Origin of the sequence: Flavihumibacter sp. UBA7668 (genome assembly GCF_002483205.1) — a bacterium.
Lineage (GTDB): Bacteria > Bacteroidota > Bacteroidia > Chitinophagales > Chitinophagaceae > Flavihumibacter.
The window spans coordinates 665397-691722 of sequence record NZ_DLHM01000005.1; the positions used below are offsets into that span (position 1 = coordinate 665397).

Sequence of the window (26326 nt, forward strand, 5' to 3'; positions counted from 1 at the left end):
TCGAATTGAAACGGGGAAGGTGCAGGACCAGCCTACTTATTTATCCTGAAGAACCAACAGCGGGATTTCCGACTGGTACACCATTTCTCTTGTATGACTTCCACTGAACAACCGTTCCCACCAGCTGTGTTTATGGGCTACCATTACCAGTGCATCACAGGGATTATCATGTAAAAAGCGTTTTAATCCTTCTTCTACTGACACATGTTCCAAATCCACATATTTATGGGGAATCTCCTCCAGCATTGGGTCCAGCCGAACTTTTCCGGCAATCTGCTCCGCAGTCAAAATTTCTCCGGGTCGCTGAACATGAACAATATTCAATTTGATATCAGATTGCTTGCCGGCTAATTCGCGCAGCATTTTCAAACAGCGGAGATTCATACTATAGCTGAAATCAGTAGCATAAGCGATTTGTTTCCACCCACCATAGACTGATTGTTCAGGCACTACCAAAACAGGCAGGGTAGATTTTCGAAGAATGGCAGCCGTTGTACTTCCGATCAGTTTATCTAAGGTATTGGTAACACCCCGCATACCCGCAACAATCAGGTCGGCACCGGTTTCTCCCGACTGAAAAACAACCTCATCTGCCGGCAAACCAATTGTTACCAGGGTTTTTACTTCAATTCCAAATTGTTGTTGCAGGGTTACCGCCAGTTCGCCTACCAGCTTTTCGTTGTCCTTTTGCAATTCTTCCACAGATACCATTACATAAGGAACCTCACTTACAGGAGTTGGTAACAGATACGCATGAAGCAGGGTAAGCGTTGCTCCGTTTAGTTTGGCTAGTGCAGCAGCATATTGCGCAGCTGCGCGACTTGGAGCAGAAAAATCGGTAGCAACCAAAATTGACTTCATATTGGGTTTTTTTACAAGTTGAAATTACGTTAAGTCAATTTAAGCAGAACCTGATTCTTGTCAGGTTAAATTCTGATTATTGAACCAGTTAAAATCCGTACCATCAGAATGTTTGAATCAGTCGGATCGTTGGACTAACGCCCCGGAAAAAATCATTGAAATAAAGTCCCGGTTCCAGTTTGGTTTTCTTCCATTGAATTTTTCCTACTCCGATCCGGAACGTTGAAGGAGTATAAAAATCTCCCCGTTTACGGACCAGATAACCCAGCGACAAATTCCAGTTCAGATGAGTGGCTGGCAGCGGTTCCGTCCTGCTTACCGACCATTTTTCATAACTCAATTCAATAAAGTCATTGCGGAAGGTTTGAAGTTTCCCTTCTTCATTTTTCGAAAACAGAAAATTCGGTTGCCAGGCTACGGTAAATGCATGCTGCCAATCCCTTTTTTTATTGGTAAGAACAAGGGTTCCTTCCAGATTAAATGCAGGAGTAAAATACTGTTTGTAATTCTGAATAAGAACACTTGCCTTCAGTTCCAGCTGATCATTCGGATAACCTGAATAACCTCTTTTGGTTTTTGCAACAATTGCAGGGTCGGCTGCCAGGGTATAATAAGGATCTTTTTTCCCGCCTGTCCATTTTTCTGAATGCGCTCTTGAAAAGGTTTTCATTTTGCTGTTTAATTCTCCATTCAGCAATTCAGGCAAATCCATAATTCGGTTAATTAGGAGGGTGAGTCGGTAATATCTTGGAAATTCATTGTTTACTTTGAATTCTGCAGGCCTTTCCGGATTCTTTATTACACCGGTTACAATCAGTGTGTCCTGGTCAGTTTTTAATAAAGCAGCAGATCCATTGATCAGGATAAATTGTTGTACAGAAGCTGGCTCCTGGTGCAGGCGGATTTTAGTTAGTCCGTCCCCCAGGTTTACATATTCCACTTTTTTTGTGCTTACCGGATCCTGCAGGGAGTCTTTTAAACTTTCCAAATCGAGCCGCACTTTTTGTAAAATGGAATCCGGATTAAGCAACCGTTCGATATCATTGATATCTGCCAACTCTACCTTCATTTCATTTTTATTCTGTAACTGAATGGTAAAACTGCGACGGAATATAAACCGTTCCGGTAATTCAAACCCCTGTTCTGCTGTTGATTGGGCACAAGCCTGTCCGCTGCTGGCAGCCAGCAGGCAAAGAAATAAGAATCGACGCATGTTACTAGTTTGAAAGATTGATTTTAATCGAGAATTCGAGCTGCTGTTTGGCAACCGGTGGACGGGATGGTTTTTTTTCCTGATTAACCGTATAGGGGAGATCAGGGTCTCTTAGTTCATTGAGATGAAAAACCCGTTTGGCTGCTTTAACTGAAACCGGTGAAAGAGGAATCGTTTTATGCTGATTCGTTATGCTGTCCAGTGGAAATACAGCATCGGCTGTTTCCATGACAGATAATTTTTCCTGCTTCAGTTGGGAGGATTCAGGTATTGAATCAGCAACCGGTTTTTTGGGATTCAACATTGCCTGCTTCTGCTCTGATTGGATTTGTATTACCGCCGGTGCGATATCAGTAAGATTTTCTTTACTTGTTTTCTGATTGGATAATTGTTGAGGAGCCTGATGCTGAATAAGGATGGATTCCTTTTTTGATTCTATAAATAAATAACTAAACAAAAGTAGGCAGGCAGCTGTGGTCAGTACGCTGTACCAAAACAACGGACTCCTCTTTTTTCTGGTTTTAACCAATTGTTTTTCACCTTTACGCAGTTCCTGCAATTTTCTCCAGGCCTGCTCTTTATTAAGCGGATCTACTGCCGGGTGGGCACGTAGGTTATATAGTTTTTCTCCTGACATGATGCATTCCTTTTTGAGCAATATTTTTTTGTAAGAGCAAGCGACTTTTATTAAGCTGCGATTTTGATGTGCCTACTGAAATGTCCAGAAGGGCCGCAATTTCCTGGTGATCATATCCCTCCACAACAAACAGATTAAAAACCGTTCGGTAACCGGGTGGTAATTGCAATATCAACTCAAACAAATCTGCTGCATCCAGCTTTGATAAAATATCTTCTCCTTCCTGAGCAAGTTCTTCCGATGGTTCGCCCGCCATTACAAAACTGTGTTGTTTCCTTAAATGCATCAGACATTCATTTACCATAATTCGCCTGCACCAGGAATAAAATCCGTTCAGGTACTGAAATTCAAAACCAGGGAGATGTTGAAATAGTTTCAGCATACCGGATAACATCAACTCCTCCGCATCCTCCCTGTTTTTGACGTATCGCAAACACAGCAATAACATCCGGTCGGAAAGCTCATTGAAAAGAGCCTGCTCGGCAGCCTGATTTCCGTCTTTAATTTGTATAAGTAAATTTGCTACATCCATTCGCTTGTTCCGTAAACTACTAATAGAAATGCAGGCAATGGATTAAAGGTTGCCCCGGCCTAAAATAATTCTTTCAGCGGGGCCGAAATGTTAATCCTGCTGGCGAATGGCTTTTGCAATGGCCTCCAGTTGCTCATTGAAGCTGCTTAACTGCTGCAGAAACTGACTGGAACTGTCTTCTCCCTGTAATGCTCCAAACCGGTTGTTTTTTCTGAAAATGGCCAGTATATCATCCCAACGTCTCTTTTCCTCCTCAGTGAGGATGCCGGCAATTTCTTTTAGCTTCAACAGGTTGGCCTCCGCATCGGAAGTTAATGTTTGTGATTCCCCTTCATAATGTGATTTGATCAGGCTCGTAATTTCCTCCGCATTCATCAGCGGTACAACTTTACCAGCCAGCTTGTTCATATTACGATAGGAGCCCTGCAGTTTGAATGGCGGTTCAGTTCGATAAGCATCTTTCATCGCTGCACTCGCAATGTATTGCTGATTTACTTTCAATACAATATCCCGGATTCGAATCAGGTTCTTTAATATGATAATAGCATCCTCAATTTCCTGCTGGGGATAATTCCCCTCCAGGTCAGGGATCATTTCAGCGGAGGTTTCAATGTATTGAATCAATTTGTATAGATCATCAAAACTACGGTTCGTGATTCTCTGCAGGTAACTGTTTTCTGCAACACTGTTTTCAATCAGACTGAGGCTGAAAAGATGACCTGAACCACCAATTACATCCCCCAGATTATAGACATCAGCCCGGTTGGCCAACATGTCGGGAATTTTAAACTGCTCCCCGCTTTCTGTGTAAGGGTTCCCAGCCATAACCACACAAAACCGTTTTCCACGCAGGTCATAGGTTTTGCTATCCCCTTCAAAGATGCCATCCATTTTTCTTTGTCCATCTGCCAGCGAAATAAATTTTTGCAGAAATTCCGGATTGCAGTGCTGGATATCATCTATATACAGCATCACATTATCGGCCATTTCAAAAGCCAGATTGATTTTTTTCAACTCTTCTCTTGCACCGGATGTGGTGGCTTCCATAGGGTCAATGGAACGTATCTGGTGACCGATCGTAGGACCGTTAATCTTTACAAAATGAAGTCCCATTGTTTTGGCCAGGTATTCCATCAGTGTTGTTTTTCCATAACCGGGTGGTGAAACTAATAATAACATGCCCATTCTGGCAGTTCGTTTGTCTTCACCTGCCGCTCCTAATTGTTTGGCAAGATTGGCGCCGATCAGAGGAAAATAAACATCATTGATCAAACGGTTTCGCACAAAGGAACTTAATACTTTGGGTTCCAGTTCGGCTATTTTTAATTGCTTTCTGTATTCCTGTACCAACGCTTCCTTCTGTTTATTGAATTGAAAAAAAGCCGGAACGATTTCATTAAAATAGGCAGCTAGCTTTGCCTGAAAAGAGTGATAATTCAATTCATAAACGGCCTCCTGAATTACCGGATGTGTCCCTTTAATTTCATTCAGCAGAACCGTATCTGATCCGGCTTTCTCTTTGTATGGATGCTGATTGAACAACAGCAGACAAACGGTTTCATTCAGGTAAATAAGATCGGAAGAACGAACAGCAGACTGCATAAAAGCCTCCAGCCAGCTTTGGATAATATAAAAACGTTCCGTAACACCAAATGCCGGATTCTCCGTTTCCAGAAGGAAGGATTCCAGTCTTTTTTTTGATTGCAGGTATTCCCTGAATTCTTTTTTTATCCGCATGGCCTGCTGGCTGCAGGTAAACTGTTTGCCATTGGAAAACTCCTGATAAAGGTAAACTGCTATTTCTTTTGAACTGGCTGCATGGTAGGGCAGGAGGGAAGGTTGGTAACATGCTGCAACTTCCTTCTCCAAAAATCCAAACTGCCTGCTTTGTGGAAAACTTTGCTCGATAGCATGCGCAGCCGTAATTAATTGAAGCAGTCGATTTTTTGTTGCATCCTCCAATTGAAACCAGAATAATTGAGCGGTTACTCTGACAGAGGGAGCATATTGAAGAATGCCTAATTCTGCCTGTATTTTTTTTAAGCCGCTGTATATTTTGAGTGCATCTGTATTGTGCACTCCTTTTAAATAAGCCGCAGCAAAATCCCGTTCTGTTTTATCATTGATAAAATTTTCGGCATTCCGGAAATCTTCCACTGTTAAGCTTTCTAGGAAGGTTTCGTATGCCAGGTATTCTGCACGGTATACTTCCCTGTTTTCAGAAATCAATTCCTGTTCCCAGATGGATCGGTACTGATAAAGTTCTGTTGCAGTTACCTCTTTATAAAAACTGGTCCCGATTAAATGAAAGAATAATTTTTCATTCCTGCGGATAATCGTCAGATCCAGCACCTGTTTGTTGACAACAAATTTATACTTGCCCAGGGCCAGTATGTTTTTGCCGTCCTCAAATAATTCCGTTTTGTCTTTAAGCTGGCGCAGCGCATTTTCCTGCGCCAGTTTAACCAGGTTTTGGAGATTTTCCGCTTTGGCTACATCCCCTAATTCCGTCAGTTCGTTTACCAGACTCCGAACCTTGTCGATCATTAAATCAGTTGAGAAAAATGCATAAATGCTTTCCTTCTTGTCGAAGGACAAAACTTTATTCTCAATATTTTTTAATACCCGGATTCCTATTTGTTCAAGTGAGCTGGTACGTTTATTAATCTGGGCAACTAGTAGTTCTTTCTTACCATTAAAGGCTTTGATCACTTCATCACGCTTATCGGCAATTTTCTGAACAAAGTCCTCAAAATCGGCAAATTTGCTTTCGAGTTCCTCTACCTGAATACTGATTTTGGCAAAATAATCATCGCATTTTTCAGGTGAATTGGACAAATCCAGGAAGTTGACGATACTTTGTTCCAGTAAGGTCAGCTGTGCATGAAACTCGCCGGTTGATTCCTTTGTTCTAAGTGCTGTGATGGTTCGGGTCAAATCCGCCTTTACCTCATTGAGCGATGCAAAAATCAGGGAGATTTTTTCAATAATCCGGGTAGTTTGGGTACTGTCCTCAATTTTCAAACTATTGAGGATATCAATTACCATTTCCAACTGGGATGCAATATTTTTTACCGCTTCAGAAATCACTTGTGCATCCACCACTTTAACCACAGCGGATACGGCTTGCTTTTGTTCAATCACCCGCTGTTCATACGGGGCAAGCGCCTCTTCTTTCAATAAAAACTGAATTGTATCCTGAGAGAGGGAATTGTTATAGGACTGTAATATTTCCTTTAGCTGATCAACCGCAGTAGAATCGATATAGCGGATATTATGCAGATCAATCACTGCGCCCTGCATTCCTCTGGTGGTAGCCAGCAAGCCAACCAGCTGATCCAATGATTGGATGGAAGCATTTTTTATATCGATTACCAGCTGATCCACTTTTTTCTTCATCGCTTGCAGACTCTCTCTGGCATGTTTGCGTTGCGACTGTACCTTGGCAAATTCGTCAATGGCGGTGTTGGCAATTGTCCGAATCTGATAAAGAGGAATGGATAAATTCCCCGTTTCTTCATCCTTAATCCAGAAATAAGAATCAAGTATGTCGGATGTTTTTTTATGGATATCCTCGTAAAGATCTTCGTAGCTGTCCTCCTTTTGTAAAAGCTGAATAATTTCCTGGCTTTCGCTCATGGCACCAACAATTGCCTTATTCCCGATTTTATACAGCACATTATTACTGAGTGCAAGATTTTCTTTCAGGAAAACAGTATAAGGAGTTTCCCAGATCTGCACCTGGTGATGACGAACGGCTTCATTTTCGGAACGGAAATAAATCAGGGTGCCATCGCTGAAAATGGTATAGCCATTACAGATGATCGGCGTTTCCACTTTTTGCGCAATCATATTATAGGACATCAATACATAGGTGTTCGAGGATTTCTGGTAAAAGCAATAAAGAAAATCTTCGCCGTTGGGCGATGCCGTACTCTGGATAAATTCCAGATCAGTTATTCCATTTTCAAACAGTTTATATTCCCCGTTCTGTAAATAGTATCCATTAGGAAAAATGATTCCCTGATTATCAGGTAAAACAATGCCTGCATCCAGCAGACTTGGTATTGAGGTGACCTGCTTGGTTCGTACATTAAATATATAGGCCCTGAATGCTTCCTGGTAAGGTTGTATTTTTATGGCGATAAGGTTACCCAAATCAGCATAATAATAATTGGCATCATCCAATTGCTGATCCCTGTTCAGGACCGGGTCCGAATAAATCCCTTTGCCTGTATCTGTATTGTTTTCGATTTTAAAGGTGATGTCACCGTTCAAAGCTTCAATAAAAACCTTATCTAAAACAGATATGTGCGGATGCAATCCCAACCGACGATTACTGAGATCAGTTTTGACCCATTGAAAATCGTATTGTTCAGCCTGACGTACTTCATGAATGCTTCGATCGTCAATATAAGTGAGCTGCTCGTTTTTTATCAGCCATTTAAATGCTTTCCGATCATCCGGATTCTTGCTTGTTTGAAATACCATATAGAGATAATTCTCTGTTCTGGTAAACCGGGCAAAAATGGAATCGCGGTAATACTTGTACAGATTGGTGTAATCTGTTATAAAATTGGGATCCTCAATCAGCGTTGGCGGCTGTGGTTCGAAATGATCGCCGGTGAAGGTATAAATACTGAATACATCACTTAGCTGGATATCTTCCCTTAGTCCGAAATGAACATTATAGGCAAAGATGGTGTGTTTGCCAATGGTGGTAATACCACGGGCAACTCCATTATTCTCGGTAGTAATGCGCTGATTGGCAATCAGCCGGAAACCGGAAGAATTGAAAATTTCTTTTCTTGCTGCATTCAGTTTAGCCAGCCGGTTCGATAATTCAAGCCGCTGTTCCGCTAAGCGGTTCCGGATAATTTCGTACGTGCCCGAATCCAGCAACGCATTGCTATTATGTTCATTTCCTGCCATTCGATCATTCTGAGTAGCGTTCACAATGAATTACAATTTTTTGTTGGAGAGTCCCAGGTTATTCGCCAGGTTCGCCAGGTTTAATAACATTGGGCGGTCTCCTTCAGAACTTTGTTGTTGCATTTTTAAAATAAGACTGGAGATGGTCAGGTTTTTTATATCATTGGTGGTGATATTGTATTTTTCTGCAAATCCCCGAATACGCTCCAACAGGTCGCCACTATTGGATCCGTCACCTATCAGTGCCCTTTTGATATCGGTAGCATTTTCACTTTCATTGATCAGGCGGTCAAATCCTTTTGCATTGGAAATCTGGTTAACGATATTCTGGAAGAACATGGTTTCACCTCCAACAATATCAATATTGGCAGACTTCAATGCTTCTGCCAGCACACCGGCCTGCGCATCTGCAATATCTTTCTGAATATGGATTTGAGCCAATGCAATATCTTTCTCTTTTTGTAAGAGCAGTTTGAATTCTTCGTGGTCTTTTCCAACAGCATCCAGTTTTTTCATGGCTTCTGCTTTTTCTTCAATGCCTGCTGCCTCAGCCAATGCTTTCTCTTTGGTTACCTCCGCCTGTGTCAAACCTTCTTTCCGTCTGGCTTCCGCAATTTTTTCAATTACCGATGCGTCTACTGTACCCTGTCTTTCTGTTGCTTCTGCTTTTGCAATCATTACTTCAGCTTCTGATAAGCCCAGAGTAGCTTCTTCCCTGGCCTGCGCATCTGCCAGAATTTTACGGGCTTCTGCCTGTTTAACGGCTGCTTCTTTTTTAGCTTCTGCATCTATCACCAGTTGCTTGGCTTTTTCTTCCGCCGCTTTTTTATCAGCTTCCGCCGCCTTTACGGTATAGATAAGTTTTTCTTCCGCTTCTCTGCTGGCTTCGGTAATGCCAACAATTTTTGTACGCTCCACTTCCCGGAAAGCTTCCAGGTCTTTTATTCCCTGTTGTTCTTCCACCACGCCTTTTTCCAGTCGAACCCTTTCTTTGATTACATCCTGAATATTCTTCCGCTCTACTTCTATGGTTTTCTCTTTTTCAATCTGCGCAAGGGTTACAATTTTTTCTCTTTCGGTTGCTTCCAGTGCCCGGTCTTTTTCCACCCGTTCTGTTTCTACGGCGTCCGTTCTTTGCTTGTTCTTTTCAGCTATGATAATCTGGCGCAATTTGTTTTCTTCCTGAATGGCAAGTGATTCTTCTGTTCTGATTTTAACAGTTTCAGCTTTCAAACGCTCTTCTTCCCGCACTTTCATAATCTCTGCATTTTCACGGGCCTTGATATTGTCTATTTCCCGGCGTTGTTTTTCCTCCTTCTCGGCCATCTGTCGCTCCAGTTCAAGGATGGCTTCTCTTGCTTCTACGTTCTGCTTCTTGATTACTTTTTCTTCCTCGCGTTTAATGAGGTTGGCCTTAATATTTTGTTCTGCCGTTAATTCTGTGATCTTTTTTATACCCTGTGAATCCAGGATATTCTGCGGACTTAAAAAACTGATCTCTGTTTGTTCCAGGTAGTCAATGGCGCAATCATCCAGAATATACCCATTCAGGTCCGTTCCAATAATATTCAGAATCTCTGTTCTGAATTCCCGACGGGCTTCATACAATTCAATGAAATCAAATTTTTTACCTACTGTTTTTAAGGCTTCTGAAAACTTGGCTTCAAACAGATTGCGGAGGGTTTCAACATCACTGGCTCTTTCTGTACCAATGATCTGTGCCACATTCAGCACATCGTCCACGCTTTTATTTACACGAACAAAGAAAGCTACTTTAATGTCTGCCCGTATATTGTCTTTACAGATTAATCCATCATTTTCCATCCGGTCGATCTGGAGCTTCTTAACAGAAATATCCATGATTTCCATTTTATGGAGAATGGGGATAACATACATGCCTTTATTAAAGGCTACTTTACCACCCCCCACACCGGTACGCACAATGGCTTTTCCCTGGGGAATTTTTTTATAAAAAGTGGCAAATGCAAAAAGTACAATAAAAATGAAAAAGACAATACCTCCGATTAGCAATAAGCTGATTCCTCCTAGTGCTCCCATGGTTTATAGTTGGTTTAATGGTTAACAGATCGATTAAGTTGGTAAGATAAGGTGAGAACGGTGTTTATACAATATTGGACAAATTAATTTCCCGCACTACCAGATAATATTTTTTATCGGGGGATTCATCTGCAATCATTACATCCGCATTATAATCCAGTACTTCACCTGTTTTACTCTGCACATTGATGCGGATGATATCTGACTGAACCTGCAATTCTGCAGCACCGATTTTGTCTCCGGATATGGCAGATCGCATTTTCGCCGTACGTCCTATCAGATCGTGGGCTTCTTCTCCATTGTATCCCATGGCTGCATATACTTTTACCAGTGGCCTGGTAGCATATCGTGTTATAAAAAAGGCTACCAGAAAAACAGGCAGCAAAATGAAAACAGATTTCCATCCCCATGCGGCCAATCCCAGTGTGATGGAAGAAACAAGAGTTACTATCCAGGCAATAAACTTGAAGGTCGAGTACACCACCATAAAAGGTACCTTTCCAATATTTACAAATTCAAGTGCTTTTTGAAAGCCGGATTTATCTCCTGTCGAATCATTCAGGTCTGTTTCCGTATCGGTATCAACATCTGCACCATCGAGGTCCAGGTCGGCGTCGATTTCGCTGCCGCCAAACAGGTCGCCGGCAATAAAGGTGAAGAGCCAGTATAAAGCGGTGATACCGGTTAGCACCGTCATAACGGCATTGCTCAATGGATTAAAAAGCAGTTCAGTTAAATCCGACATCGGTTATTCGGGGTTTTCGGTTATGCCTAGTTTTTCTTTGATGGCTTTCAGGTCTTTTTCTATTGCCATCGAATCATCTTTTACTAAGTCGTTTAATTCATCTTTTAAGTTGCTTTTGCCTCGGGCTATTTCTCCATATGCTTTGGCAAGTGCTTCCTGATCTTCCACTTTTGCTTTCATTCGTTCCAGCATGGCAATGGTTCCATTGGTATCAAGTTGTGCCAGTTGTTTATTTACCTGTTCGGTAGCCTTACTCACTTTGACCCTTGCCTTCAGTGTTCTCAATTCCTTTTCCCATTTATCCATATTCTCTTTGAGAATCTCTGTGTTGCGCAGCATGTCGCGGGAAGATTGCTGCAAACTCATTACCTGATTTCCCAATTCTTCTGATTCTGCATAAAATTTTCTGCGGAGCGATAAAGCTTCTCTTGCCAGTTCCTCCGCTTTGGCTATATCCACCTGCCCAGCCTGTGCCTTCTGCATGATTAAGATAGCTTTTTCTGCATAATTCATCGACTCTTTCTGGCAGTGGAGCTGATCATTTTCTGTTCGGATTGCCAGTGCTTTTACTTTTGCGTAGGCTTCCGTAGCTTCCGTCAGTTCCTGCCTTAATTCACGTAAACCCTGCTCTGTCATTTTTACCGGATCTTCCATTTTCTCAACAGCTGCATGGATTTCTGCCTGACCTATTCTGAAGAGACGTTTGAAAATGTTCATGGTTGTAAGTTTATCTTTTTGAAAATTCAATTATCTGGGTGGCATATTCGCTAAGTAGTAAGCCTAAAGAATTAATGGCTCCTTCAAATTCATTAAAGTTGATATTTTCCAATTGCATGGTGTACCGGAACAGTACTTTATTCCCCTCTTCATTGATTACAAAAGCACCATGAATGGTATCCCTGTTTTTTTGGAGAAGTAGTTTAAACATATCGCAATGGTCTTCCTGAAAAGAAAACAGGAATTGCTCCATTATCAGGATTGGTGGTGCTATTCCGATTATAAGGTTGTGAATGCCATCAGCCTGGTTTTCAATTTTTAAAATGCCCTGCTGTTCCTCTTTGTACAAGATCCGGCAATTCAATTGCTCAATAAACCCTTCGATCTGTTCTATATAATTCATTGGCTTCGGTTTCTTGGTCTTATCAAATTTACAAAATGGATTTAAAAAATGCAAATAAAATTAGCAGTCTGATAAAATAAATTACATGTATCTTTGGAAAGATGACCAAAATCGGCGCAAATATCAAGAAAATACGCACTGCCAAAGGATTGAGCCAACAATCCTTTGCTGAGTTGTTTGATCTTACCAGGGGTAATATATCTTCCTATGAAGAAAACAGGGCCGAACCCCGGCTGGAAACCAGTTTGCGTATTGCAAACCATTTTAGCATACCGCTCGAGCATTTTATCAGCCGTAACCTGACCGTGAATGAAATTCTTAAATTCAATGGTGATAAACTGATTGAGGAAGAAAGTCATATCATCAACCTGCAACTGCGGTTGGTGCCATTTATAAATGATAGTATTTATATGAAGTGCAGTTATCAGGAAATGAAGTTTACTGATTTCGCCTCTTTTCCCCAACTGGTGCTGCCAGAAACAAATACCAATTCCCTGTTGGCGCTGGCCTACCATTCCAATATACCACATCACCAGTCGCTCGAAGGCTATCAGGTTCAGGATGTATTGGTTTTTGAGGAGGTTACCCGCCAGAACGTACATCTCTGCCAGCATAAAACCGGCTTATACACAGCCGATAAGGAAATTATGCTTGGGCGATTTGAGTCAACAGGACAGGAGGTTCAACTGGTCCTCAACGATTTCAGTAAACAGGCATTCGATTTCAACAGCGAGAAAAAATTCTGGAAACAATTCGCCGTTTACCGGCATGAATAATGTTCTAATAATCAATTAGGTAGGGTTCAGGATAAGTTGACAACCTTTGTTGAGGTAACAATGAGCATTGGATGAAGCCGGGATGAAGCCGGGATTAAAATGAAAATGGGACCCCCGGAAGGTCCCATTTCTAAGTGCGGGCGATAGGAGTCGAACCTACATGCCTCGCGGCGCCAGATCCTAAGTCTGGTGCGTCTGCCAGTTTCGCCACGCCCGCAACTCTTCCTTTCACCTTTCACCCTTCACTTTTCACCTGCAAGGCTGCAAATGTAGGGGATTTCACTAAAAAAAGAAAACAACCTTCTTTTCTTTAAATTCGTCCTGTTTACTATATTGATAGTAAGCAAGTCATGTATGGAAACTGTAGCAGCGATACCGAAATACAATCTTACCGAAGAACAGGAAAAAAAATTGATTTTAAGGGAATACCGGGCATTGCTTCGTTGCCTGAAGCCAAAGCTCAAACCCGGTGATAAGGAACTGGTAAGGGTTTCCTTTGAAATGGCGGCTGATGCCCATAAAACCATGCGCCGCAAAAGCGGTGAGCCATATATCCTTCATCCGCTGGCCGTAGCCCGGATTTGCGTGGAGGAAATAGGGCTGGGGGTACGATCCACCATTTGCGCCCTGCTGCATGATACAGTGGAAGATACCGATATCACCCTGGATGATATTGAGCGCCAGTTTGGATCAGAAATCGCCCGGATAGTAGACGGACTTACCAAAATCGCGAATGTTATTGATGTCAATGCTTCCCAGCAGGCGGAGAATTTCAAAAAAATACTGCTGACCCTTACTGATGACCCAAGGGTTATTCTGATCAAACTTTCCGATCGCCTGCACAATATGCGTACCCTGGAAAGTATGAAAAGGGAAAAGCAATTGAAGATCGCGTCTGAAACTGTGTATGTGTATTCGCCTCTGGCGCACCGGATGGGGCTCTATACTATCAAAACCGAAATGGAAGATCTGGCCATGAAATACATGGAGCCGGATGTCTACAAAGAAATCGCCCGCAAACTGGCTGAAACAAAAAGAGAACGCACCCGCTATATCAATGAATTCATTCGGCCACTCCGGGAGAAAATGGAAAAAGCGGATTTTAATTTTGAGATTCACGGTCGCCCTAAAAGCATCCACAGTATCTGGAATAAAATGAAGAAAAAAGGGGTCAGTTTTGAAGAAGTATACGATCTCTTCGCAATCCGGGTAATCCTTGACTCTCCCACTGATCGGGAAAAAGAAGACTGCTGGAAAGTGTATTCCATGATTACGGATGAATACACGCCTTCCCCTGAGCGGCTCCGCGACTGGCTCAGCAATCCCAAAAGCAATGGGTACGAAGCCCTGCATACAACCGTAATGGGACCCCAGGGTAAATGGGTGGAAGTTCAGATCCGTACCAAACGGATGAATGAAATCGCTGAAAAAGGCCTGGCTGCCCACTGGAAATACAAAGAAGGTGCTGCGGATGAAAGTCGCTTTGATAAATGGTTTCATCAGATCAGGGAAGTATTGCAAACACCAGACAATGATTCTATTGATTTTCTGCAGGATTTCAAAACCAGTTTCCTGGCTGAAGAAATTTATGTGTACACACCAAAAGGCGATGTGAAAATGTTGCCGGTAGGTTCCACTTCACTTGATTTTGCCTTTGCTATCCATTCGGCTGTTGGTGCCCGTTGTATCGGTGCTAAAGTGAATCATAAACTGGTACCACTCAGTCATAAACTTCGGAGTGGAGACCAGATCGAAATAATTACATCCAATAAGCAGAAACCATCGGAAGACTGGTTGAACCTGGTAGTAACAGCCAAAGCCAAAACAAAAATCAAGGATGCGCTGAAAGAAGAAAAGCGGAAGATTGCAGAAGACGGTAAATACATCGTTCAACGCAAACTGGAGGGGATGGGGGCCGGATATCATTCCCATAACACGGAGATTTTGGCAGACTTTTATAAACAACCCTCCCTGCTTGATTTTTTCTATCAGGTTGCTACCAGGGGAATCGATCTGAAAGAGCTGGCGGATTTTAAAGTGTTGGGCGATAAACTCGAATCACCTAAAGCCCCCAAACCAGTTGAAGAGAAGAATGAACTCCCTTCCATCAGTGATTTTTCCAAAAAAGATGCGGAGCTGATCATCTTTGGTGAAAGCAGCGATAAAATCATGTACAACCTCGCTAATTGCTGTAAGCCAATTCCCGGGGATGATGTATTCGGCTTTGTAACAACCGGAAAGGGACTAACCATCCATCGCACCAATTGTCCGAATGCTTCCAAGCTGCTTGCTAATTACGGCCATCGGGTAGTGAAAACCAAATGGGCTAAAAACAAAGAAATCTCTTTCCTCACCGGATTGAATATTATTGGGCTGGATGATGTGGGTGTTGTAAACAAAATCACCAACCTAATTTCCGGTGAAATGAAAATCAATATAAGCGCACTTTCCATTGAAGCAAAAGAAGGTATTTTCAGAGGTGCAATCAAAGTATTTGTTCATGATAAGGAAGAGCTGGATGAATTGGTAATCCGACTCAAATCATTAAACGGTATTCACAGTGTGGATCGCTTTGATGCAGAAGCCACCTAGTAATTTTTATTTACTGGATAAGTTTGTTGAAACTATTTCTCCATCTGGATAAGCACATTCTTTTCAAGGCCCTTTTTGCGTGATGAACGGCAAATTCTTGCTGCAACGCTTCCGCATGAAACCCGGTCAGTGACCCGTTAAAGCTTTAACATCTTATTAGGTGTTAGGGCTCATTGTGGACACAAATCAAAATTAATTCATGAGAAAAGTTCTCGGGTATTGGCTACCCGTCCTTATCGGACTGGTATTGCCATTGCTGGCAGCTGCACAGCAAACTGTCAAAGGCAGGATTACAGATCCTGCAGGTAATCCATTACAAGGCGCAACCATTGCGGTAAAAGGCGCGAAAGTCTCAACACAGTCAGATGGAAATGGCGATTTTTCCATCGTAGTCCCCTCAGGCTCAAATCGCCTGGAAATCTCTTTTGTAGGGTATCTGACCCAAACTGTTTCAGCCAAATCAGGTGAAATTTCGGTACAGTTGAAAGAAGATGATACCAACCTGAATGAAGTGGTGGTAACCGGACTCGCAACCACCATTAAAAAATCAAATGCGGCGAATTCCGTTGCACGGATCAGTGCAAAGGAATTAACCGGATCAACCCGTCCACCTACCTTGGATGGTGCCATCAGTGGTAAAATTCCGGGTGCACAAATCACGGCAAATTCAGGCGCACCGGGAGGTGGTGTAAGTATTCGCTTAAGAGGAGTATCTACCGTAGCGGGTTCTTCCCAGCCTTTATTTGTTATTGATGGAGTAATTGTAAACAATGATCAGTTTGCAACCGGAACAGGTACCCGTGCTTTTACCGGTGCAACCAGTCTGGATGCCGGTACACAGGATCAGGCACCTAACCGGATTGCTGACATTAATCCGGCTGATATTGAAAGTGTGGAAGTGTTGAAAGGACCCTCTGCTTCGGCTATCTATGGTTCCAGAGCAGGGGCAGGTGTAATTGTAATTACTACCAAAAGAGGAAAGTCCGGAAATGCACGCATTACCATTAATCAGGATGCTGGTATTACCAGAGCAAGTAAATTCTTAGGCTCTTCTAACTGGAGTGAAGAGAAAATTGAAACCTATGGTGGCGCCTATAATATTTCTGAGGAAGATGCGCTCGATTTGTTTGCAGCTGCTAATGGAAGAACCTGGGATTATGAAAAAATGATCTGGGGAAATACCGGAAAAATTAACAATACCAGCCTGAATATTTCAGGTGGTAATGATAGGACCAAATATTATATCGCGGGCTCCTATCAGAATGAAACCGGTATTCAGAAAAAAACAGGCTTTACAAGGAAATCTTTCCGTATCAACCTCGATCATAAACTGAATGACCGGATTGATTTTAAGGTAAGCAGTAATTTTATCAACTCCTATGCCAGCAGAGGTTTTACCGGTAATGATAACAGAGGTGTTTCTTTGACCTATCACCTTCCTTATATTCCTAATTTTCTTGACATCGCCCGTCGTCCGGATGGTACTTATCCAACAGTTCCGGGACGTGTGCAAAATCCGATGGAGATTATTGATCGGGCACAGAATATTGAAAAAACAAACCGCTTTCTGAATTCTGGAGAGATGAATGTAAAACTCTTCTCAAAAGGTAAATCAACACTTAAACTCGGTTTACGTGGTGGCGTTGATTTCCTGGTATCAGAACCCACCGTATATATGCCGGAGGACTTACAGATGATGCAGGAGTCTGCTTTGCGTGGTGCAATCAGGTTAACAACCAATAAATCGAGGTATACCTATATGCAGGCCGGACTTAATTTCAATACCACCGTTGGAAATAATGTGGAGTTGACAACCGGACTTGTTTTCCTGCGGGATGATCAGCGTACAGATCAATCTTATATCCAGGGAGAAGGATTGCTGCCTGCACAACGCAATCCAAGTATAGCACAACGTGTAACAACCGGCAATATCATCAACAGAAGCAGTGTGGTAGCATTTGATGCCAGTCAGGAATTTAACTGGGATGATAAGGTTATTGGCCGCGTGGGATTAAGGGCGGATAAATCAACGCTTTCCGGTTTAAACTTCGATAAATATTATTATTATCCAAGGGCAGCGGTGGCTGTTAATCTGGCAAATTTTGGCCTCTGGGAATCTGATATTATAACACAAGTTAAACCACGGGCGGCCTATGGAGAAGCTTCCGGTTTTCCCTCCTTTGATGCCGTCTATTCAAACCTGTTAGGAGTGAATTATGGGGGAGAATTAGGGTCTGTATCTCCCATATTACTCGGCCTCGGGGCATTGGATCCGGAAAGAGCGCAGGAAATTGAATTTGGTCTGGATCTGGGCTTTCTGCAGAACAGAATTACACTGGAAGCCACCTGGTACAATAAAAAAGTGAAGGACTTCCTTTTCCCTTATACACTTGCTCCAGGAACAGGGGTAAGTTCGATTAAACTTTTCCCGGTTGGTGATTTGGAAAACAAGGGCATTGAGATTGGTTTAAATGCGCAGATAATTAAGCGCTCCTCTCTGGAATGGACCAGTTCTTTGCAATACTGGAACAACCGTACAGAAGTAACAAGATTGAACATTCCGCCTTCTTATGTTGCGAATTCCGGTTTTGGGACATATGGAAGAAAACGGATTGTTCTGGGTACTTCTCCCACCGCCTGGTGGGGTGTTGATACAAGTGGAAATACCATCAGCTACAAAGATTTTCAACCCGATTTTCAAATGAGCTGGAACAATAATATCCGGTTCGCTAAAAACTTTGATTTCAATATGCTTTGGCATGCCAGTCAGGGTGGTTATAATGCTTCACTTACCCGCCTGTTAAAAGATGAAGGTGGTACAACCAAAGATTGGAGTGTAATTGGAAAATCCGGTGACCCTCTTGGTATTGAGCGTCAGGGTTCTGAGGTTACCAATTTCGTTTTTGATGCAAGTTATATCCGCTTGCGCGAACTTGGATTGTATTATACAGTACCAGCCAAAATTCTTAAATCCGGACTTGGGAAAGTTGTGCAAAATCTGCGTGTAGGAGTCTCTGCGCAAAATCTGGTAACCATCACCGATTATTATGGCTATGATCCGGAAGTTTCCAACTTCAATACTGGAAACGCAGGAGGTGCATTAACCGGTGGTGTGGATCTGGCACCTTTCCCTCTGGCCAAACGTTATTTCTTTCACCTCAATATTGGATTATAAAAAATTGAATCATGTTAAAACTCATATATAAATACCGGGTGGTTTTGCTGAGCACTGTGCTGCTGCAAATGGCATCCTGCACTAAAACGGATTATGTTCCCAATCCGAATGCACCAACACAGGAATCAGTATTGCGAAATGCTACACGGCAGCAAATAAGCCAGCTGGGCGTGGGCGTTCAATCGGTGTTGCGCGATGGTGTTTTTTCCTTCCGTACCTGGTCTGGTTCCATTGGTCGCGAAGTGGTTTATTTCGCTCAAACGGAAAGCAGGTACTATCGAGAATTGCAGGGTGAAATTCCACTTGATGCAGCTGGTATCATGTACGGCTGGTACTCCGCCTTCAATCAAATCAGACGTAGAGCTGAAATTATGCTGCAATCAGCGTCTAATACCGGCTCCTTGTCTGATGCCGAAAAAGCTGCAGCTAAAGGTTTTGGAAAAACAGTACAGGCTTATGCCATGCTGAACTGTCTCAATATGATGGGTAATAATGGTATCCGCACCAGTTTTTCCGATTTAAGTACAGAAGGAGATTTGCTGAAACCGGGATGTTTTAAAAACTACACAGAATCACTTACTTATCTGAAAGGCCTGGCTGATGAAGGTCTTGCATCACTGGATCAGGCAGGAACAGCTGATTTTCCATTTCCCATGGTAAGCGGTTGGGGTGATTTGACCTCAATAGCCAGTTTCAAGCAGTTTAACCGTGCTGTAGCAGCCCGGATAGCCATGTATCAACAGGATTGGAATGGTCTCGAAACTGCGCTAAACAGCTCCTTTATGGACCTGGATGGTGATTTGAATGCAGGACCATCTTTCCTTTATTCAAATACCATTGGGGATGAAACCAATCCAATCTGGCGTTCCCTGGATAATAACAGTTCCCCAATACTTGTTCAGGCAGATTTTGTTGGCGATGCTGAAGCCGGAGATGACCGTGTTTTTGGTACCAGTATGGCAGAAGGTGGTACTGCGAGAGTTCGCCAGCGTGCCACAGCCACTGCGCCACCGGATTATCCCTTAATGACTCATGAAGTGCAAATGGATCAAAATAATATTTCACCGATCAGGTTTTTGAGGAATGAAGAGCTGATCCTGATGTATGCTGAGGCAAAATTGCAGAAAGATGAACTGGCTCCAGCTGTAACGGCATTGGATATCATCCGCACGGAAAATGGTCTGGCTGCTCTGGCCGTAGCAAAACCGGGCATACTAGGGAATAAGAATGCGCTGATCGATGAATTGCTTCATCAGCGCCGGTATTCCCTTTTTATGGAAGGTCATCGGTGGTTTGATATGCGGCGTTATAATAAACTGAATACCCTTCCCCTTGATAAACCGACTCACTCAGTTTATGAGCAATTCCTGGTTCCAAGGGCTGAAGTTGACTGGGATTCTGTAAACCCCTGTCAATAATATAGCTATAAATTAGATTACAACGCGTTAATTGGTTGTCGGAAGAGGCCCCCCTTCGGGAGGGTTTCTTCCGACTTTTTTTATTTCAGAATCAGGTTTTTTATTTGGCCCCGATCCACCTATTTTTGCTGCCTGATTCCAAGCAAGCAATCAAATAACAAACATGGTAGATGTAATTTTAGGCCTCCAGTGGGGCGATGAAGGGAAGGGGAAGATTGTTGATTATTTTGCCCCTAATTATGATATCATAGCCCGTTTTCAGGGAGGCCCAAATGCCGGACATACCCTCTATGTTGGTGGTAAAAAAGTAGTGCTGCACCAGATTCCTTCCGGTGTTTTTCATGAAAATACCGTTAACCTGATTGGAAATGGCGTAGTACTGGATCCGGTAACCCTGAAAAAAGAATGTGATACCGTAGCAGGTTTCGGCGTGGATGTTCGTAAAAATATGTTCATTTCACAGCGTACCCACTTGATTTTACCAACGCACCGTGCCCTGGATAAAGCATCGGAATTACAAAAAGGGAATGATAAAATTGGTTCAACCCTCAAAGGAATTGGTCCGGCCTATATGGATAAAACCGGCCGGAACGGATTGCGGGTGGGTGATCTGCTCGATAAAAATTTCACCACTTCCTATATCCGCCTCCGTCTGAAACATCAGCGACTACTCGATAATTTCAATTTCCAGGAAGATATTACCGCCTGGGAAGAAGAATTTTTTGAAGCGATTGAATTTTTACGCAGCCTTAATGTCGTAAACGGTGAATATTTTATAAATGAAGGTCTCTCCGCAGGTAAAAAAGTACTTGCAGAAGGCGCACAGGGAAGTATGCTGGACATTGATTTTGGCACTTTCCCCTTTGTAACCTCTTCCAATACAACCACTTCCGGTGTTTGTAATGGGCTGGGTGTAGCGCCGCAAAAAATTCGGGATGTGATGGGTGTTACCAAAGCCTATTGTACTCGTGTTGGTAGCGGTCCATTCCCAACGGAACTACACGATGAAACCGGAGAAGAACTTCGCAAACTTGGCAATGAATTTGGTGCAACTACCGGAAGGCCCCGTCGTTGCGGCTGGATCGACCTGGTTGCGCTGAAATACGCCTGCATGATCAATGGTGTTACCAAGGTAATTATGACCAAAGCAGATGTATTGGATCAGTTTAAGAAATTGCAGGTTTGTACCGGATATGAAATAGATGGAAAGGAATCTGCCTATATTCCATTTCAGATGACACGTCATCAAATAAATCCGGTACTAAAATCGTTTGCAGGTTGGAACCAGGATACCAGCAAGATTACCAATCCGGCTGATTTGCCTGTAACAATGAAAGAATATGTTGCATTTATAAACCAGTTTGTAGGTGCAAATGTTAGCCATATTTCAAACGGACCGGGGCGCGACCAGATTGTAACCGTATAATTCTGGAAAGCGCTGAAAATTAGTAGTTGAAAAATTTGGCTAATTAAAAAGAACGCTGAAAATTTACAATGTAATTGCTTTTGTGCTATGGCTGCTAAATCTGATAAGGAAAAAAAGACTACCCCGAAGGCTGCTTCGAGTGAAGAGCCGGTAAAGAAAACTTCTTCTAAGTCCAAGAAACAAACAGAAGATGAGGACGATGATTTGGATGAAGAGGAGGAAACTCCGAAAACGTCCAAAAAAGCATCCAAATCTGCAAAATCCAAATCCGACGATGAAGAGGAAGAGGATGATATTGCTGACGACGAAGAAGATGATTGGGAAAAAGTGGAGGAGGAGGATGATTGGGATCCTGATTTCGAGGAGTTCGATCTGCCCAAATCAAAAACTAAAAAAAGTACGGGTACCGGCGGTGCCAAAAAAACCGGAAAAGACGAAGATGATCTTGGTTTGGATGATGATTTTAAAGACATGGATCTGTTTAATGACTCCGGTTTTGACGACGACGAGGAAGACTTCTAATGTCAATTAATACCATCTTGCATGGCAGGCAGTTCCGGCAATATGACTGGAACGCTTCGCCTGAAAGGAAAACGCAAATGTTGAATTGGGCAAACCGGTTCAACATTTGTTGCTTTATGGATAATCATGGCTACCAGGAAGCCCATCACAGTTTTGACTGTTTGATTGCAGCTGGTGCATGGAAAAAAATTGCAGAACCTGCCGGCCATGCATTGGAAACCCTTCAGCAGTTTCTTCATGCTGAAAAGGACTGGATTTTTGGTCATCTTGGTTTTGGATTGAAAGCCGAAACCATGAACAGTTTTTCACGGCTTCCCAACCAGATTGGGTTTCCTGATTTGTGTTTTTTTATTCCTGAATACCTGCTCCTGGTTAAAGAGAATAAATTATTCATCAGTAGTTATGGGCTTGATCCGGATCATGTTTGGGAGCAGATAAAAAAAGAACTGGTGCATGAGCCTCGACCGGCCGACTCCATTCAGTTAAGACCTGCAATGTCTGCCGAAGAGTATATAAAGCGGGTGGATAAATTAAAAGCGCATATCCATAGAGGTGACTGTTATGAAATAAATTTTTGCCAGGAATTCAAATCAGAGAATGCAGTTATAGATCCTTTGGTCGTTTTTAAGGAGCTTGTTAAAGTATCACCCAATCCTTTTTCTGTTTTCTATAAATGGGAACACCGCTACCTTCTTTGTGCAAGTCCCGAGCGATTTTTTCGACTGGAAGGAAATAAAGTATGGTCCCAGCCAATTAAAGGTACTTCTCCCCGCTATACTGATAACCCTTCAATGGATCAGCGTTCAGCAAAAGAGCTGGCCACCAGCGAAAAGGAACGTTCTGAAAATGTGATGATAGTGGATTTGGTTCGGAATGATTTATCTCGGGTTTGTCGTTCCGGTTCCGTTACCGTGGAAGAATTATTCGGTGTATATAGTTTCCCTCAGGTACATCAGCTTGTTTCAACTATTTCAGGTGAATTGAAAGATGGATTGGGAGTGGTTGATCTGATCCGGGCCTGCTTTCCGATGGGATCCATGACCGGTGCACCCAAAAAAAGAGTATTGGAACTGATTGAACAATATGAACTCGTACAAAGAGGGCTCTATTCAGGATCAGTCGGCTATTGTACGCCGGATGGAATAGCTGACTTTAATGTGGTTATCCGAAGCCTGTTATACAATGCAGAAGAACATTATCTGTCCTGCCAGGTAGGCTCCGGAATCACCTGGTATGCAGATGCTGCAAAAGAATATGATGAATGCCTGCTTAAGGCCGCGGCCATCCGGAAAGCACTTGGAACCTGAGCTGCGTTACTTCACTTCATTCATAACCGCTGTTGAAGTCAGCAACAACTGAACAGATTCCTGCAGGATGGCATATTTGTGTGCATTGAACAATTCCATTTTCGAAGCCGGAAGTTTCATTTCATATGCATTGGCGGAACCTGACATCACCCGGTCAAAATCAGGATTGTATCGATTGAATTCCGACAAATCCATCAGGATATGTTTGGCCACTACCACCGATTGGTATTTACCGGCAACTGACTGAGATTTGGCGGCTGCTTCTTCTTCCTGGGTTATTTTACGTGTATAGGCGTATAAATTGGAACCGTAGTGATCTTTGGTTTCAGCTTTGGTAAGGGTAGTGAGTCCCCCCTGTCCCTCAAACACATAATGTGTACCAATGAATTTCTTAACATGTTTTCTTGTCTCAGCCGGCAAATGATACTGGAGATCCCAGAAATTCCGGCTGCCACTGCGGGCGATGGCTTTTTGAACATTACCCGGACCTGCATTATAGGCGGCAATTACCAGTAGCCAATCGCCATAGATTTTGTATAAATCGCGCAGGTATTTTGCAGCAGCGTGCGTGCTTTTTACATAATTGGTACGCTCATCCACCGATTTATTCACTTTTAAACCCATTCTAAGTGCGGTTCCTCGCATAAACTGCCAGGGTCCAACAGCTCCTGCATGTGATACTGCATTGGATTTCAGCTTGGATTCAATTATGGCCAGGTATTTAAGTTCTCTTGGTAAACCGTGTTGAACCATGATGCCATCAATCATATTAAAATAAGGAAGTGCCCAACCTTTCATGGCATGCAATGATTTGCCATAAGTTTCAATATAATCTTGCACAAAACTTACGGCACGAGGATTGAGTTTGGGGGCAGAATTGGCTGACACACCGGTTTCTTCAAATAAGTCCCGAATGGTAGTGGGTGTTTCCATTTCAACCGATGTGGAAGAAACGGCAGGTTGTTCCGCCTTTTGAGCGAAAACAGTTGTTAGGGATCCGAATAGGAGGCTTCCCGCCAATAGAAATTGTTTCATGTTCCAGACTTTGGTTAACAGATAAAACAGTTTCTCACAGAGATTTTTTGGCGAATTTTCAATGGATGGATCAGGACATTTGCTACACCAGTGACGCTGAAACCCGGAGTAAAGATAGCTCCTCGAATCGGTTTGTCATAACCTGGAGGCTAAATGGCATGCCATTACTGTGCCAAAAAATGGGGAGAGCGATTGCAGGGAGACCTGTCAGGTTGGCAAAAACGGTATAAATATCACCCAGATACATGGCGATCGGATCATCCGATTTTTCTCCGAATTTAAATGCCGGGGTAGGAGCAGTTGGTGCCAGAATTGCATCAAAGTCCTTGAATATCAGCTGGGTTTGATCGAAAAGCCGACGTCTTACCTGCTGTGCTTTGGTAAAGTAAGCATCATAGTAACCGGCACTCAAAACGAAACTGCCAAGCAGGATCCTGCGCTTCACTTCCTTGCCGAATCCTTCGGAGCGATTATGTGCATAAAAATCTGCTAAATCTTCTACCGGCTCAGCAGATCGGTGGCCATAACGAACTCCATCAAAGCGGGAAAGGTTGGAAGATGCTTCTGCGGTCGTTAGAATATAATAGGTTGGAACGATGTATTCCAGCAAGGGGAATTCCAGTGCGGTTACCTGATGTCCGGCTGCTTTGAGTTCATCAAATTTAGCCAGCAGGGCCGTTTTTATTTCAGGATCAAGGGAGGGGTGCTCCACAGCATCCCGGAAATAGGCAAATTTGTAGGTTTTTGAATGTTGAACGGATTCCATTGCCGGCGCTTCCATTCGGGAAAAAAGAGCAGCATCCGGCTGGAATAATTCTTTTGAATAAGCTGGTACCGGCAGGGAAGAACAGGTGCTGTCGAATGCATCCTGTCCGGCAATGACTTCAAGCAGAAGGGCAGCATCAGGAATATTCCGGGCAAAAATCCCCACCTGATCAAAAGAGGAGGCGTAGGCGATCAAGCCATATCGGCTAACCCGGCCATAACTGGGTTTAAGTCCAATTACACCGGTAAAATCAGCCGGTTGCCGAACCGATCCGCCTGTGTCTGAACCGAGACTAACCATACAGAGTCCGGCTTGTACAGCCACCGCAGAGCCGCCGGAGGAGCCACCGGGTACCCTGCTATTGTCCAGTGCATTCAGGGTAGGTCCATAGGCTGAATTCTCGTTGGATGAACCCATGGCGAATTCATCGCAGTTGAGTCTGCCAATGATAATGGCGCCGGCATCCAGTAATCGTTGGATGGAAGTTGCGGAATAAGGGGCTTTGAAGTTGTTGAGCATTCTTGATGCGGCAGAAACAGTATGCCCTTCATAACATAAAACGTCTTTGATTCCGACTACTACTCCAAATAGGGGTAGTAATTCAGGACCTGAGGTTTTGTCCGAACTCTCTTTTTTAAGATTTCGTTGCTGTTCCAGCTGAAGGTCCAGTTGGGTAGCTTTTGCACGGGCTTCTTCAGCAAACACTTCAACATACGCATTGAGGTGCTTTTGCTGCTCTATTTGCTGCAAATAAAACTCCACTACTGATAAACAGGTAGTGGAGCCGTTGTTTAATTCCTTATGATATTGTGCTATCGATTCAAAAACAAACAATGCCACGCTAATTTCTTTGGTTCAACGCTTGCGGGTCCTTCAAAACTTCTTACTGCTGAGGAGAAGTCGTTTTGTCCTTATCCTTAATTCCCTGCTCGATTTCGTCTTTCACGTTGTTCTTCGCATCATTAAATTCGCGAATACCACGCCCCAGACCACGCATCAGCTCAGGAATCTTTCTGCCACCGAATAACAGCAATACAACCAGGATAATTAGTATCCACTCGCTACCACCTGGCATGGAAAAAATTAATAATTGATTAGCTACTAACATGCTAAATTGATTTTGTAGTTTGTAAAGATACGATATTATGATAGCAATAGTTTGGTAAGGGGAAGAAAAAGGGGGGAAGAGGAGACAACGGAGGAAAAGGGGA

Annotated in this window: 19 protein-coding genes and 1 tRNA gene; 7 read left to right on the forward strand and 13 right to left on the reverse strand. The window is 43.0% G+C overall.

What is annotated here, in order from left to right; genetic code table 11:
- Positions 1-36: 36 nt before the first annotated feature.
- The 9 genes from B2746_RS14950 to B2746_RS14990 form a co-directional block, all read right to left on the reverse strand.
- Positions 37-861, reverse strand: coding sequence for a universal stress protein (locus B2746_RS14950; RefSeq protein WP_290795477.1), 825 nt, complete (start codon positions 859-861; stop codon positions 37-39).
- 103 nt (positions 862-964) lie between these two features.
- On the reverse strand, positions 965-2074 hold the full coding sequence (locus B2746_RS14955; protein WP_290795479.1) for a hypothetical protein: 1110 nt from the start codon (positions 2072-2074) through the stop codon (positions 965-967).
- 4 nt (positions 2075-2078) lie between these two features.
- A complete protein-coding gene (locus B2746_RS14960; protein ID WP_290795482.1) occupies positions 2079-2711 on the reverse strand; it encodes a hypothetical protein in 633 nt (210 codons plus the stop codon).
- Complete coding sequence (locus tag B2746_RS14965; RefSeq protein ID WP_290795484.1) at positions 2689-3243, reverse strand: RNA polymerase sigma factor; 555 nt, start codon at positions 3241-3243, stop codon at positions 2689-2691. The genes B2746_RS14960 and B2746_RS14965 overlap by 23 nt, the downstream gene beginning before the upstream one ends.
- 90 nt (positions 3244-3333) lie before the next feature.
- The gene (locus tag B2746_RS14970) at positions 3334-8199 is read right to left on the reverse strand and encodes a DNA repair ATPase (RefSeq protein ID WP_290795486.1); all 4866 of its coding nucleotides are present in this window, start codon (positions 8197-8199) and stop codon (positions 3334-3336) included.
- 6 nt (positions 8200-8205) lie between these two features.
- Complete coding sequence (locus B2746_RS14975) at positions 8206-10233, reverse strand: hypothetical protein (RefSeq protein ID WP_290795488.1); 2028 nt, start codon at positions 10231-10233, stop codon at positions 8206-8208.
- Positions 10234-10297: 64 nt separating this feature from the next.
- On the reverse strand, positions 10298-10978 hold the full coding sequence (locus tag B2746_RS14980) for an OB-fold-containig protein (RefSeq protein ID WP_290795490.1): 681 nt from the start codon (positions 10976-10978) through the stop codon (positions 10298-10300).
- Positions 10979-10981: 3 nt separating this feature from the next.
- Entirely contained in the window at positions 10982-11695 is a 714-nt protein-coding gene (locus tag B2746_RS14985) for a PspA/IM30 family protein (protein WP_290795492.1), read from the reverse strand.
- A gap of 10 nt (positions 11696-11705) precedes the next feature.
- Entirely contained in the window at positions 11706-12098 is a 393-nt protein-coding gene (locus B2746_RS14990) for a YbjN domain-containing protein (RefSeq protein WP_290795495.1), read from the reverse strand.
- A 101-nt stretch (positions 12099-12199) separates the two neighbouring features.
- Between B2746_RS14990 and B2746_RS14995 the strand changes: the two genes are divergently transcribed.
- Positions 12200-12874: a helix-turn-helix domain-containing protein gene (locus tag B2746_RS14995; RefSeq protein ID WP_290795497.1), complete on the forward strand. Its 675-nt coding sequence runs from the start codon at positions 12200-12202 to the stop codon at positions 12872-12874.
- A 135-nt stretch (positions 12875-13009) separates the two neighbouring features.
- Here the strand turns inward: B2746_RS14995 and B2746_RS15000 are convergent.
- Positions 13010-13091, reverse strand: a tRNA-Leu gene (locus B2746_RS15000).
- A gap of 137 nt (positions 13092-13228) precedes the next feature.
- Here B2746_RS15000 and B2746_RS15005 point away from each other — a divergent pair.
- From B2746_RS15005 to B2746_RS15030, 6 genes are all read left to right on the forward strand, one after another.
- Entirely contained in the window at positions 13229-15466 is a 2238-nt protein-coding gene (locus tag B2746_RS15005) for a RelA/SpoT family protein (RefSeq protein WP_290795499.1), read from the forward strand.
- 199 nt (positions 15467-15665) lie between these two features.
- Complete coding sequence (locus tag B2746_RS15010; protein WP_290795501.1) at positions 15666-18641, forward strand: SusC/RagA family TonB-linked outer membrane protein; 2976 nt, start codon at positions 15666-15668, stop codon at positions 18639-18641.
- Between the two features lie 11 nt (positions 18642-18652).
- Positions 18653-20059 (forward strand): RagB/SusD family nutrient uptake outer membrane protein, encoded by a 1407-nt coding sequence (locus B2746_RS15015; protein ID WP_290795503.1) that lies wholly within the window; start codon positions 18653-18655, stop codon positions 20057-20059.
- Positions 20060-20222: 163 nt separating this feature from the next.
- A complete protein-coding gene (locus B2746_RS15020; protein WP_290795505.1) occupies positions 20223-21485 on the forward strand; it encodes an adenylosuccinate synthase in 1263 nt (420 codons plus the stop codon).
- 87 nt (positions 21486-21572) lie between these two features.
- On the forward strand, positions 21573-22007 hold the full coding sequence (locus B2746_RS15025) for a hypothetical protein (protein WP_290795507.1): 435 nt from the start codon (positions 21573-21575) through the stop codon (positions 22005-22007).
- A gap of 116 nt (positions 22008-22123) precedes the next feature.
- Positions 22124-23314 carry an anthranilate synthase component I family protein gene (locus tag B2746_RS15030; RefSeq protein WP_290795509.1) on the forward strand — a complete coding sequence of 397 codons (1191 nt, stop codon included), beginning with the start codon at positions 22124-22126 and terminating at the stop codon, positions 23312-23314.
- Between the two features lie 6 nt (positions 23315-23320).
- On the opposite strand, the gene B2746_RS15035 is transcribed toward B2746_RS15030, so the two are convergent.
- The 3 genes from B2746_RS15035 to B2746_RS15045 all read right to left on the reverse strand — a co-directional run.
- Positions 23321-24349, reverse strand: coding sequence for a lytic transglycosylase domain-containing protein (locus B2746_RS15035; RefSeq protein ID WP_290795511.1), 1029 nt, complete (start codon positions 24347-24349; stop codon positions 23321-23323).
- An 82-nt stretch (positions 24350-24431) separates the two neighbouring features.
- On the reverse strand, positions 24432-25955 hold the full coding sequence (gene gatA / locus B2746_RS15040; protein ID WP_290795513.1) for an Asp-tRNA(Asn)/Glu-tRNA(Gln) amidotransferase subunit GatA: 1524 nt from the start codon (positions 25953-25955) through the stop codon (positions 24432-24434).
- Between the two features lie 43 nt (positions 25956-25998).
- The coding region (locus B2746_RS15045) for a Sec-independent protein translocase subunit TatA/TatB (RefSeq protein ID WP_290795515.1) at positions 25999-26326 on the reverse strand (328 nt) is incomplete at its 5' end.